This is a genomic window from Aurantiacibacter spongiae (assembly GCF_003815535.1).
Taxonomy (GTDB): domain Bacteria; phylum Pseudomonadota; class Alphaproteobacteria; order Sphingomonadales; family Sphingomonadaceae; genus Alteraurantiacibacter; species Alteraurantiacibacter spongiae.
In genome coordinates, this window is the sequence record NZ_RPFZ01000001.1 from 1,216,092 (window position 1) to 1,227,872 (window position 11,781).

10 protein-coding genes are annotated in these 11,781 nt (G+C 69.0%); 6 read left to right on the forward strand and 4 right to left on the reverse strand.

From position 1 onward, the window contains the following. Nucleotides 1-107: 107 nt before the first annotated feature. From ftsE to EG799_RS05915, 4 genes are read left to right on the forward strand one after another with little or no spacing between them, the layout of a single operon-like run. Nucleotides 108-833, forward strand: a complete 726-nt coding sequence (gene ftsE, locus EG799_RS05900; protein WP_123879403.1) for a cell division ATP-binding protein FtsE — start codon at nt 108-110, stop codon at nt 831-833. Further along, nucleotides 830-1,819 carry a cell division protein FtsX gene (locus tag EG799_RS05905; protein ID WP_234029045.1) on the forward strand — a complete coding sequence of 330 codons (990 nt, stop codon included), beginning with the start codon at nt 830-832 and terminating at the stop codon, nt 1,817-1,819. The genes ftsE and EG799_RS05905 overlap by 4 nt, the downstream gene beginning before the upstream one ends. Further along, entirely contained in the window at nt 1,816-2,343 is a 528-nt protein-coding gene (locus tag EG799_RS05910) for a YdcF family protein (protein ID WP_123879405.1), read from the forward strand. Before EG799_RS05905 ends, EG799_RS05910 begins: the two co-directional genes overlap by 4 nt. Further along, nucleotides 2,340-3,044, forward strand: a complete 705-nt coding sequence (locus EG799_RS05915; protein ID WP_234029046.1) for a lysophospholipid acyltransferase family protein — start codon at nt 2,340-2,342, stop codon at nt 3,042-3,044. Before EG799_RS05910 ends, EG799_RS05915 begins: the two co-directional genes overlap by 4 nt. Here EG799_RS05915 and EG799_RS05920 read toward each other — a convergent pair. Continuing rightward, nucleotides 3,041-3,772, reverse strand: a complete 732-nt coding sequence (locus EG799_RS05920) for an Nmad3 family putative nucleotide modification protein (RefSeq protein ID WP_123879407.1) — start codon at nt 3,770-3,772, stop codon at nt 3,041-3,043. The two genes, EG799_RS05915 and EG799_RS05920, sit on opposite strands and share 4 nt — an antisense overlap. A 136-nt stretch (nt 3,773-3,908) precedes the next feature. On the opposite strand from EG799_RS05920, the gene putA reads away from it, so the two are divergent. Together putA and dcd are read left to right on the forward strand one after the other, a co-directional pair. Continuing rightward, the gene (putA, locus tag EG799_RS05925) at nt 3,909-7,004 is read left to right on the forward strand and encodes a bifunctional proline dehydrogenase/L-glutamate gamma-semialdehyde dehydrogenase PutA (protein ID WP_123879409.1); all 3,096 of its coding nucleotides are present in this window, start codon (nt 3,909-3,911) and stop codon (nt 7,002-7,004) included. A 132-nt stretch (nt 7,005-7,136) separates the two neighbouring features. Next, on the forward strand, nt 7,137-7,691 hold the full coding sequence (gene dcd, locus EG799_RS05930; protein WP_123879411.1) for a dCTP deaminase: 555 nt from the start codon (nt 7,137-7,139) through the stop codon (nt 7,689-7,691). Nucleotides 7,692-7,698: 7 nt separating this feature from the next. Here the strand turns inward: dcd and EG799_RS05935 are convergent, their stop codons facing one another. The 3 genes from EG799_RS05935 to EG799_RS05945 all read right to left on the reverse strand — a co-directional run bounded on the left by EG799_RS05935 (nt 7,699) and on the right by EG799_RS05945 (nt 11,780). Continuing rightward, nucleotides 7,699-9,834, reverse strand: coding sequence for a TonB-dependent receptor (locus tag EG799_RS05935; protein WP_123879413.1), 2,136 nt, complete (start codon nt 9,832-9,834; stop codon nt 7,699-7,701). Between the two features lie 93 nt (nt 9,835-9,927). Next, nucleotides 9,928-11,265, reverse strand: a complete 1,338-nt coding sequence (locus EG799_RS05940; protein WP_123879415.1) for a glutamate--tRNA ligase — start codon at nt 11,263-11,265, stop codon at nt 9,928-9,930. Nucleotides 11,266-11,294: 29 nt separating this feature from the next. After that, nucleotides 11,295-11,780 (reverse strand): hypothetical protein, encoded by a 486-nt coding sequence (locus tag EG799_RS05945; protein ID WP_123879417.1) that lies wholly within the window; start codon nt 11,778-11,780, stop codon nt 11,295-11,297. Nucleotide 11,781 lies beyond the last annotated feature (1 nt).

The window sequence follows — 11,781 nt, forward strand, 5'->3', positions numbered from 1 at the left end:
CGGGGCGGGCGCCAAACGCCTTTTTTCCACAAGCGGCACGTCCTATAGGCCGTGCGAATGTCCGTTTCCCGCTTCCCCATCGCCCCCGGCGGCCGTACCGAGCGGCCATGACCGGGAGCGACGCGTCCATCGTCCAGTTCGACAATGTCGGACTGCGCTACGGCACCGAGCGCGAGGTGCTGAGCGATATCTCGTTCACGCTCTATCCGGGCAGCTTCTACTTCCTCACGGGCGCCAGCGGTGCGGGCAAGACATCCATGCTGAAGCTGCTCTACCTCGCCCAGCGGCCCAGTCGCGGGATGATCCGCATGTTCGGCGAGGACGTGATTACCGCCGCGCGCCGGTCCCTGCCCGAATTCCGCCGCCGCATCGGCACCGTGTTCCAGGACTTCCGCCTCGTGCCGCACCTCACCGCGTTCGACAACGTGGCCCTGCCCCTGCGCATTTCCGGCATGGGGGAGCAGGACATCCGCAAGCCGGTGGCGGACATGCTCGACTGGGTCGGACTGGATCACCGGGCCGAGGCACGTCCGGCCACGCTTTCGGGCGGCGAGCAGCAGCGCGTCGCCATAGCCCGCGCGGTCATCGCCCGGCCCGAGATGCTGGTGGCGGACGAGCCGACCGGCAACGTCGACCCGGACATGGCGGTCAAGCTGCTGCGCCTGTTCGAGGCGCTCAACCGGCTCGGCACGACGGTCGTCGTCGCCACGCATGACGTTCACCTGCTGCGCAAGGTGCCCGATTCGCTTATCATGCGGCTCGACAAGGGGCGGCTGTCCGACCCGACGGGCGCGCTGCGCTATCCGCCCCGGCGCGAAAGAATCGCGCGATGAGCGAGGCGCCTTACCACGCCGATTACGACGAGGCGGAGGAGACCGGCATCGGTCCCTCTCCCGTACGCCGCGGCCTGCCGCTGTTCGGTCGGCGGTTGGCCGGGGAAAGCGCGCGGATGCTGCCGCAGGCGCGCATCGCCGGGCCGATGCCGTGGGTCATCGCCATCATGATCGCGCTGACCGTGATGGCGGCGGGCGCGGGGCTGGCGCTCAACAACCTGGCCGAGAACGCCCGGGCCGAGATCGCCGGTGGGCTGACCGTGCAGATCGTGGAGGGAGCGCCCGCGGCGCGTGCCCGGCAGGCGGCCGCCGCGGTCGATTACCTCGCGGCGCGCGACGACATCGCCTCGGTCCGGCTGGTGCCCGAGGAAGAGCTGGCCGCCCTGCTCGAACCCTGGCTTGGCGGACGGTCGGGCGCGCTCGCAGAGGAGGACGCCGTGCCCGTCCCCGCGCTGATCGACGTGGCGTTGTCCGGTCCTGTCACCGCGCAGCGGGTGCGCAGCCTTCGCGCTCGGCTGGAACGGGTCGCCCCCGCCGCCCGGTTGGACGCGCAGGCGGCCTGGCTCGGCCCGGTGTTCGAGGCGATCCGCTCGATGCAGATCCTCGCGCTCGGCCTGATCGTGCTGCTCGCCGCGACCAGCGTGGCGGCGGTGTGGCTGGCCGCACGCAGCGCCCTGGGCAGCAACCGCGAGACGATCGAGGTCATTCATCACCTGGGGGGCACCGACGGACAGATCGCCCGCATCTTCCAGCGGTCCATCGGCATCGACGCGGCGCTGGGCGGCGCGGCGGGCCTGCTGCTCGGCGTGGCGGCGATCCTGCTGCTCGGACGCCAGTTCGCCGGCCTGGATTCGGGCCTGGTCGCGGGTGGAGGACTGGGGATTGCCGACTGGGTGGTGCTTGCAGCCGTGCCGCTGGCGGGTATCGCGCTCGCCATGCTGACCGCCCGCCTTACCGTGACCGCCGCCCTGCGGAAGATGCTGTGATCCGCCGGCTCGTCTCGCTGCTGCTCGTCGTCTGGGCGCTGGGTTTCATCTGGTTCGCCGCCGCCCTGCCGCAACCGGTGGACGGGCAGCGCACCGATGCCATCGTGGTGCCCACGGGCAGCGGCGGGCGGATCGAGCGCGGGCTGCAGATGCTGGAGATGGGCGCGGCGCGGCAGATGCTGGTGACGGGCGTGGGCGAGGACGTCACGCCTGCCGATTTCCAGCGCGAATACGACGTTTCCGACCGGCTGATGGGTTGCTGCGTCACGCTGGGCTTCGCTGCGCTCGACACGCGCGGCAACGCGCGTGAGACGGCGCAGTGGATGGCGGACCGGGACTACAATTCGCTGCGCCTCGTCACCGCCGACTGGCACATGCGCCGCGCCGCCGCGGAGCTGGCCGAGCAGGTTCCGCCCGAGATCGACGTGACCCGCGACGCGGTCCGCTCCGAAGTGAGCCTGTGGACGCTGTTCCTCGAATATCACAAGTTCCTGGCAGCCTGGACCTTGCAGGCGCTCAAGTGATCTACCTGCGTAACATCGCCTTTCTCGCCGCCTTCACGGCGATCTCCATACCGATGATCTTCCTGGCCTGGGTCGGTTCGCATCTGTGGCGCCCGATGACGCTGACAATGTGCGACTGGTGGTCTGCCGGCCATGCGGCATGCGCGCGCATCTTCCTCGGCATCCGGCTGGAGGAGACGGGCGCGCGCCCCGCTTTTCCCGCGCTCTATGCGGTGAAGCACGAAAGCTTCTACGAGGCGATCAGCCTGCCGTGGCTGTTCGACTACCCGACGGGCTTCGCCAAGAAGGAACTGTTCGCCATTCCCGGCTGGGGCCGCGCCGCGCGCGTCTACGGTGCGATCCCCGTCGCCCGGGACGAGGGCGCGCGCGCCTTGATGAGCATGGTGCGCGAGGTACGGCCAAACGTGGCGGAAGGGCGCAGCGTGGTGATCTTTCCCGAAGGCACCCGCGTCCCCCACGGACAGCGCCCGCGCCTGCAATCGGGGTTCGCCGCGCTATACAAGCTGCTCGGCCTGCCGGTGGTGCCCGTGGCGGTGGATTCGGGACCGCTCTACCAGCGCAAGTGGAAGCGCCCGGGCACGATCCGCGTGCATTTCGGCGAACCGATCGAGCCCGGCCTCGACCGGCGCGAGATCGAAAGGCGGGTGCATGAGGGGATAAACCGTCTCAACGAAGGCGGCGCGGCGCAGCCGGCGAACTAGCCGCGCATTTCGCCGACGATCCGTTCGGCCCATGCGCGCGCATCGGCCCGCTCGCCCACGTCCGCGACGAATTCCTGGCCGCGCGGGGCGCTGCGCAGGCGGTCGCCCGGCAACCAGCGGGCCGCGTCGCGATGGTAGCTCAGTCCCGTTTCCGGCAACCAGGCGGGCACCCGCCACACGCTCGGCGGGCCTTCGGGTACCGTCAGGCGGAGCGCGGCGCTCGCCCGCTTCGCCGTTCCGCCCGGCCCCATCCAGACGGTGTCGTTGCGTGCGTGCATGCCCAGTGCGTGCGGCATCCCCGTCGAGGCAAGCTGTGCCAGCCTGGCAGGCGAAGCCTCGGCGACGGGGAGAATTTCCGCCACCCGCATCCATCCGAACAGGCGGTGATGCGGATGTTCGCCTGCTGCCTGAAACAGACCGAAAAACACGAACAGGTCGCCCACGCCCACACCCTCGTTCTCGAGATGCGACTGCGCCGCGCTGCACTGGCCGAGCATGGCCCGTTCCCCCGGCAGGAACATGGGATCGTGGTGGCACAGATCCTCCGCCCCCAGCCGCCCCCGGCTCGCCCGGACGGCGTGATCGCCAAGACCGAGGTCGGCGTAGCTCGTGCGCGACAGGCTGCCGTAGGCGGGGATCGGCAGGCTGAACGGCCGCCCGTTCACGATCGGGGAGGGGCCGCCGCCTGCGGAACTGTCGAATCCCTTGCGGCTGAACACGATACGCATGGACCATGCGCTCTAGCGCAATGAAAGGGGCGCGCCCACCGCGCGATTTTTGCAAGGATTACCGCGACCTCGGCAATCTCGGGCCGGCGCGCCCGCTTTGCTTGAAAGGGCGGATGACAAGTGACAAGTGGGCGCAATGTCCATCGACCGTACCGAGCTTCGCAACGCCTATCGCCTCGACGAGGGAGACTGCATCGCCCAGCGCCTCGAACAGGCCGGGCCGGCATCCGCCGTCCATGACGAAGCGGCGGCTATCGCCACCTCGCTGATCGAGGGCGCGCGAAAACGCGAGAGCAGCGGGCTGGACGCCTTCCTCGCCAGCTACGGTCTCAACACCGACGAGGGCATCGCCCTCATGTGCCTGGCGGAGGCGCTGCTGCGCGTGCCGGACACGCGCACGGCCGACGCGCTCATCATGGACAAGCTCGGCGGCGTCGACTGGGCCGAGCATGTCGGAGAAAGCAAGTCCACCTTCGTCAACGCGGCGACCTTCTCGCTGATGCTGACGGGCGAGGTGCTGCGCGGTGGCAGGAAGACCGAGGAAGGCCTGTGGGGCGCGCTGAGCCGCGCGACCGGGCGGCTGGGCGAACCCGTCATCCGCACCGCCACGACCCAGGCGATGCGCATCATCGGCGGCCAGTTCGTCTATGCCCGCACCATCGACGAGGCGATGACCCGCGCCGCGCCCGAGCGCAAGAAGGGCGAAACGCACAGCTTCGACATGCTGGGCGAGGCGGCGATGACCTTCGACGACGCGGAATCCTATCGCCAGGCCTACGAGGACGCGATCGCGCGGCTGGCCCGGGAGGAGGGCGACGTGCACACCGGGCCGGGCATTTCGGTCAAGCTGAGCGCGCTGTACCCCAAATACGATTTCTACCATGCCGAGGATGCGAAGGCCGCGCTCGTTCCCATCGTCCGGCAGCTCGCCATGCAGGCGCGCGACGCCAACATGCACTTCACCGTCGATGCGGAAGAGGCGGAGCGGCTGGAACTCAGCCTCGACATCATCGAGGCGCTGGTGGCGGACGACGAATTGTTCGAGACCGGCTGGGAAGGCTTCGGCATGGCCATCCAGGCTTATCAGAAGCGCGGCGTGCCGCTGTGCCGGTGGGTCGGCGACCTGTCGCGCAGGCATGGCCGCCGGCTGTTCGTGCGGCTGGTCAAGGGTGCCTACTGGGATGCCGAGATCAAGCTGAGCCAGGTGGGCGGCTTCACCGATTATCCGGTGTTCACGCGCAAGCTGGCGACCGACGTGTCCTACCTCGCCTGCGCCCACGAACTGCTGGAGGCGGGCGATGCGATCTATCCCGCCTTCGCCACGCACAATGCCTACACCATCGGCGCGATCAAGGCGATGGCGGGGGAGACCGCTTTCGAATTCCAGCGCCTGCACGGCATGGGCGAGGACGTCTACGGCGTGCTCGGAAAGCTGGAAGATAACGATCGCACCCCGGTGCGCATCTACGCGCCCGTCGGCGGGCACAAGGAACTGCTCGCCTATCTCGTGCGCCGGCTGCTCGAAAACGGGGCGAACTCCTCTTTCGTCAACCGCATGGCCGATGCCGACGTACCCGTCAGCGACCTGACGACCGATCCGGCGGCGGACCTTGCCGGGTTGCGTCCGCGCCGCAACCCGAACATCCCGCTGCCCCGCAACATCTACCCCAACCGCCGCAACAGCGCGGGGGTCGACATCGCCCACCCGCCCGAACTGGCGGAGCTGCGCGAAAAGCTCGCCTACTGGCGGCGGGACGACCCCGTGGCCACCCCGACCCTGCGCGCGAGCGTAGGTGGGGAGCGCATCGCCATCTGCGCGCCGCAGACCGGCAAGGTGGTGGGCCACTGGGTCGAGTCGACCGAGACCGACGTCGATCTCGCCGTCGCCCGCGCCGTCACCGCGCAGCCCGCCTGGGATGCGCTGGGCGGCGAAGCGCGCGCGGAAATGCTCGTGCGGGCCTCCGACCTTCTGGAAGAGAACACCGCGCGCCTGATCGACCTGTGCCGCCGGGAGGCGGGCAAGACGCTGACCGACGCCATTCTGGAGGTGCGCGAGGCGGTCGATTTCCTGCGCTATTACGCCTGCGAGGCGCGGATGCTGTTCGCCGCGCCCCTGCCGCTGCCCGGCCCGACGGGCGAGCAGAACCTGCTGCGCCTGGTCGGGCGCGGCGTATTCGCGACGATCAGCCCGTGGAACTTCCCGCTGGCGATCTTCATGGGGCCGGCCGCAGCCGCGCTGGCGGCGGGCAATTGCGTCATTGCCAAGCCGGCTCAGCAGACCCCGCTGATCGCCGCCCTCGCGATCGAGTTGTGCCACCAGGCGGGCATCCCGCGCGACGTGCTGCAACTCGTGCCGGGCGGCGGGAAGGTCGGCGCGGCGCTCACCGCCAATCCGCAGATCACCGGCGTGGCCTTCACCGGCTCGACCCGCACCGCGCACGCCATCAACCGCTCGCTGGCCGCCCGTGAAGGTGCGATCCCGACCCTGATCGCGGAGACCGGGGGCCAGAACGCGATGATCGTCGACAGTTCGGCCCTGCCCGAACAGGTGACCCGCGACGTCGTGGGCAGCGCCTTTCAGAGCGCCGGGCAGCGCTGCTCGGCCCTGCGCGTCCTCTATCTGCAGGACGACGTGGCGGACGAGATGCTGGACATGATCAAGGGCGCTTTCCGGGCGCTGACCATCGGCGACCCGGCGGATCTCGATACCGATGTCGGCCCGGTGATCGATGCCGACGCGAAGGAACGGCTGGAGGCGCATGTCGCCGACATGGCCGATCACGGCTTCCCCGTCTGGCGACGCAGCCTGCCGGGCGATTGCGAACACGGCCATTTCGTATCGCCTACGATCATCGAGATCGGCTCCATCCTCGATCTGGACGAGGAGCATTTCGGCCCCATCCTGCACGTCGCGCGCTTTCCGTCGGGCGGCATGGGCCAGGTGATCGACGACATCAATTCGACCGGATACGGCCTGACGCTGGGCCTCCACAGTCGTATCGAGGAAGTTCGCCGCTTCGTGGAAAGCCGCGCGAAGGTCGGCAATTTCTACGTCAACCGCAACCAGATCGGCGCGGTCGTGGGCAGCCAGCCCTTCGGCGGGGAGGGCAAATCCGGCACCGGCCCCAAGGCCGGCGGCCCGCACTACGTCGCCCGCTTCGCGACCGAGCGCGTGACGACGATCGACACGACGGCGGCGGGCGGCAACGCGACGTTGCTGGCAGGGGGTTAGCGAAACATTTCGGAAAGCGCGCTGACGACCCCGTAAGGCGGACGCCGAATGAGTCTTGCGATAAGGGGATAACGTCCTATGCCCCCTGCCCCACCCCTTGCCCCGCACGCCGCCATCGGCAATCCCCGTCTCATGGCAATCCTCTCCGACAAATGGATTCGCGAGGCGGCGACGACGCGCGGGATGATCGAGCCGTTCGTGGAGGCGCAGCGGCGGGAGGGGAATATCTCCTATGGCCTCTCCAGCTTCGGCTACGACGCGCGCGTGGCGGACGAGTTCAAGATCTTCACCAACGTCAATTCCGCCGTGGTCGACCCCAAGGATTTCGACGGCGACAGCCTGGTGGACCGGCAGACCGACGTCTGCATCATCCCCCCCAACAGCTTCGCGCTCGCCCGCACGGTCGAATATTTCCGCATACCGGAAGACGTGCTCGTCATCTGCCTCGGCAAGAGCACCTATGCGCGCTGCGGGATCATCGTGAACGTCACCCCGCTGGAGCCGGGCTGGGAAGGCCACGTCACGCTGGAATTCTCCAACACCACGCCGCTTCCCGCCCGGATCTACGCCCATGAGGGCGCGTGCCAGTTCCTGTTCCTGCAGGGCAACGAACGGCCCGAAGTCACCTATGCCGACAGGGCGGGAAAATACATGGGACAGCGCGGCGTCACCCTGCCCCGCCTGTAGCCCCCCGCTAGAGCCGCGTGCGCAACGTCAGCTTCACGTTGCGGCCCGCCAGCGGCACGTAATCCTTGGTGAAGCTGGCGTGCCGGCGGCCGGTCGCATCGAACAGGTTTTCCGCCTGCACCAGGACCGTCACCCGGTCCGTTCCCAGCGGACGCCAGCGGGCCGACAGGTTGACGAAGGTAAATCCGTCGGTCGGCGTTTCGTAGGCAGCAATGCGGTCCTGCCGCGCCGTCCAGTCGATTTCCGCGCGCAAATCGTAGCTCCGGGCCTGCCATTCGACACCCCCGCCCAGGCCGAGCGGCGGAATACGCGGCACCGGGCTGCCATCCTCCAGCTTGGCGCGCACGTAGGACCCGTGTGCGTCGGCTACCAGCTCGCCCGCCGCCGTCGCCAATAGCGGCGCGGTCGCCTCCGTCTCGAAGCCGGTGAAGGTCGCATCCTGCTGCGCGTGGCGGAAGACGGGCAGATCGTCACGCACCTGTCCGGTTTCGGCGAGGTATATGAAATGCCGGAACGCGTTGCGGTAGGCGGCGAGGCGAATGTCCGCCCCCGCCAGACGTGCCTGCACGCACCCCTCCAGCCCGAACGCGCCTTCCGTGTCCAGATCGGGGTCGCCGATCTCGAATTGCTGGGTGGCGACGTGCGGGCCCCGGGCGAACAGTTCCTCCGCCGTGGGTGCGCGTTCGGCGCGCGACAGGTTCACGCCAACACGCACGTCGTTGTCGAACGTCCAGGACAGGCCGAGCGCGCCCGAGATCGTATCGAAATCGCGCTGTCGACCGTCCAGGTTTTCGGTGATGTCCGTGCGTTCGTAGCGCGCGCCGAGTTCCGCCTCGAAAGCGCCGATATCGACCTCCTGCAAGGCGAACAGGGCGGCATTTTCGGTGACGTTGGGCGGCACGAAGGCCTCTTCTCCGGTGGCGACGAAATCGGTATGGCCGTACTGTCCGCCGAGTGAGCCGCGCCAGTCGGCATTCTCGCCCAGCGCGCGTTCGTTCTGGATCAGTTCGAGCCGCGCCTCGACGCCCTCGACATCGAACACGGTGCCGGTTTCCGCCCCCTCGAACTCGGTATGGGTGTAGTCGGAATAGCCGGCGCGGGCGATGATGTCGTGAAACACCCCGCCCTCGCCCAGATGTATCTGACCGCGAAAATCGCCGCGCCACTGCTTCAGGCCGATGGCGACGCCGCCCTCTTCCGCTGCCCCGTCGCCAGCGTCTTGCGCGGGGCCGGGACCGGGACGTTCGGGCACACCGTAGAACGTATCGTAATAGCCGACCGATGCCCCGAAGTTCACGTCGGGCGTGACGTAACCCAGGCCCGCGCCCAGCGTGTACGTCTCCGTCGCGGAATTGGGCAGGACGTCGCGCCGGTCGGCGGCACTGCGCAGTTCGGCCGCTTCCCCGGGCGCGACCGCAGCGCGCGCCGCCGCCTCTGCCAGCAATTCCTCACGCAGCGGCGGGGCGAGGACGTAGCCCGGCACCTCGACATCGTTGGTGGTGCGGTAGCTGCCATCGGCGTGGAGCACGATCGCCCGGCCGAGCGTGACGTCACCCGATGCGCCGGCCTCGCGCAGGTCATAGGCGGTATCGGTGCTCGCCAGCGTATCGAGCCGCGCGCCGCCTTCGGGCTTCTCGGTGGGAATGCGCCGGTCGATGACGTTGACCGCGCCGCCGATCGCGGAGCTGCCGAACAGCAGCGTGGCCGGGCCACGCAGCACCTCCACCCGGTCGGCCAGCAGCGGATTGATGGCAACGGCATGGTCTGCCGACGTGCTTGACGCATCGATGCTGCCGATCCCGTCGGTCAGCACGCGCACCCGGTCGCCCTGTAGCCCGCGCAGGACGGGGCGCGAAGCGCCGGGCGAGAAACTGGTGGCCGACACACCGGGCAGTTTTGCCAGCACCTCTCCGATCTGGCCGTCGGCATCGCGCTCGAGCTGAAAATCGTCGACCATGCTGGTGCTGGCGAGGATGTCGAGCCGGTCCAGCCCGCCCGCACGCACCACGATGACCTCGCTGACGGTGTCGGTATCGTCGGGATTTGCGGATTGCGGAGCGGCGGGTTCGGATGTCTCCTGCGCGGCGGCGGAAACGGGGAATGCAGCCGAACCACACAGGACGACGAGAACGGCGATTTTCATGGGCTGGTGCGATCCGCCTAGTAATGATATTTTATATCGTCGCGCCTTTATTTCGCCGCCGGTGATTGTCAAGTGCTGCACCGCGCCATGCGGTCAACCGTTTGCGGTAGCCGCCCGCTCGAGCCGCCGGCGCGCGCGCTCCTCGCCGATGAGCGGCAGCAGCTCGCCCATGTCGGGGCCGTGGTCGCGCCCGGTCAGCGCCTGGCGCAGCGGCAGGAACAGGGCCTTGCTCTTGCGTCCTGTCCGGGCCTTGAGAGCGGCCGTCAGGTCCGCCCACGGCGTTTCGCTCCAGGCCAGTTCGCGGGCCGCCAGCCCGAGGTATTCGCGCGTTTCGGCGTCGAACTGCGGCAGATCGACCGGGCCGGTGACGAGACGCCACCACTCGCCCACCTCGTTCACGCGCGACAGGTTGGGCCGGATGGCATGCCAGGCGGCGGCATTCATTCCGGCGGGCAGACGGCCGGCCACGTCGCCGTAGTCCATCGCGTGAACGATGGCCGCGTTCACCCGCTCCAGCTCGGCCTCGTCGAAACGCGCCGGCGCACGGCCGAACGTGGCGAGATCGAAGCTTTCGAGCAGGACCGCGCGATCGGCGACCGGCTCGACCGGCAGGCTGGTGCCCAGCCGGGCGAGCAGCGCGACGAGCGCCTCCGGCTCCAGTCCCGCCTCGCGCAGGGCATCGCAGCCGAGCGACCCCAGGCGCTTTGACAGCTTCCCCTCGCTACCGACCAGAAGCGCCTCGTGCGCGAAGCGCGGGGGTGCGGCGCCGAGGGCGGTAAACATCTGGATCTGCACGGCCGTGTTGGAAACGTGATCTTCTCCGCGCAGCACGTGGGTAACGCCCATGGCGATATCGTCCACCGCGCTCGGCAGCATGTAGAGCCAGCTGTTGTCAGCCCGCCGGACGACCGGGTCGGACAGTTGCGCGGCGTCGAACTTCTGCGCCCCGCGCACGCCGTCGTCCCAGGCGATCGGTTCATCGTGGTCGAGCCGGAAGCGCCAGTGCGGCGCGATCCCGCCCGCTTCCTTCGCCGCGCGGTCGGCGTCGGTCAGCGTCAGCGCGGCGCGGTCGTAGATCGGCGGCAGGCCCCGCCCCATCAGCACCTTGCGACGCAATTCCAGCTCCTGCTGCGTCTCGTAGGCCGGGTAGATCCGCCCCGCCTCGCGCAGCCGTTCGAACGCCGCCTCGTAGAGCGCCAGCCGGCGCGACTGCCGCTCCTCCCCATCGGGCGCGAGGCCGAGCCAGCCGAGATCCTCGCGGATGGCATCGACGAAGCGGTCCTCGCTGCGCTGGGCGTCGGTATCGTCGATCCGCAGCATGAAACGCCCGCCATGTTTCCTCGCCAGCATCCAGTTATGCAGCGCGGTGCGGATATTGCCGACGTGGAGCCGGCCGGTCGGCGACGGGGCGAAGCGGGTGACAACTGCCATGATGCGCGCGCTCTAGCGCGGGATCGCCGCTATTGCGAGAACAGGGTGACGGTGTGCCGGCCGCCCGTGAACAGCAGGGCGTTGGCGGGTGTGCGGACGAAGCTTCCGCCGGCATCGAAGGCGGCCTGCAATCCCTCTTCCGCCGGGTAGGGCGCCCTTTCGCAAGCCTCTTCGGACACGCCCCGGGTTGCCAGAAGATCGCCTTCGAAAGCGTAGCGCCACGTTCCCGTCACGCAGTCGGAGACGAAGCGGATCGTCGCATCGTCGATGGAGAGGGTAATGGCGTGCGGCAAGTCGACCTCGGCGCCGTCCACCCCGGCTACGCGGTATTCGCCGGCGATCATGGTCACGCGGTCCGACCGGTCGGCCGGGGCGCCGGGGGTCGGCGCGTCCCCCTCTTCGAGCGCCTCGTCCTCCCAGATGCGGTCCTGCCCATCATCGGGATTGGCGGAACAGCCGGCACAGGCAAGCGCGGCGGCGGCGGCGGCGGCGGCGATGAGTGGCAAACGGGTCACG

Bases quoted from the DNA above. Each gene is read 5' to 3' on its own strand.
- EG799_RS05905 (WP_234029045.1), top strand. From the start codon at position 830: ATGAGCGAGGCGCCTTACCACGCCGATTACGACGAGGCGGAGGAGACC.
- EG799_RS05940 (WP_123879415.1), bottom strand. From the start codon at position 11,265: ATGGCAGTTGTCACCCGCTTCGCCCCGTCGCCGACCGGCCGGCTCCAC.
- dcd (WP_123879411.1), top strand. From the start codon at position 7,137: ATGGCAATCCTCTCCGACAAATGGATTCGCGAGGCGGCGACGACGCGC.
- EG799_RS05920 (WP_123879407.1), bottom strand. From the start codon at position 3,772: ATGCGTATCGTGTTCAGCCGCAAGGGATTCGACAGTTCCGCAGGCGGC.
- ftsE (WP_123879403.1), top strand. From the start codon at position 108: ATGACCGGGAGCGACGCGTCCATCGTCCAGTTCGACAATGTCGGACTG.
- EG799_RS05935 (WP_123879413.1), bottom strand. From the start codon at position 9,834: ATGAAAATCGCCGTTCTCGTCGTCCTGTGTGGTTCGGCTGCATTCCCC.
- putA (WP_123879409.1), top strand. From the start codon at position 3,909: ATGTCCATCGACCGTACCGAGCTTCGCAACGCCTATCGCCTCGACGAG.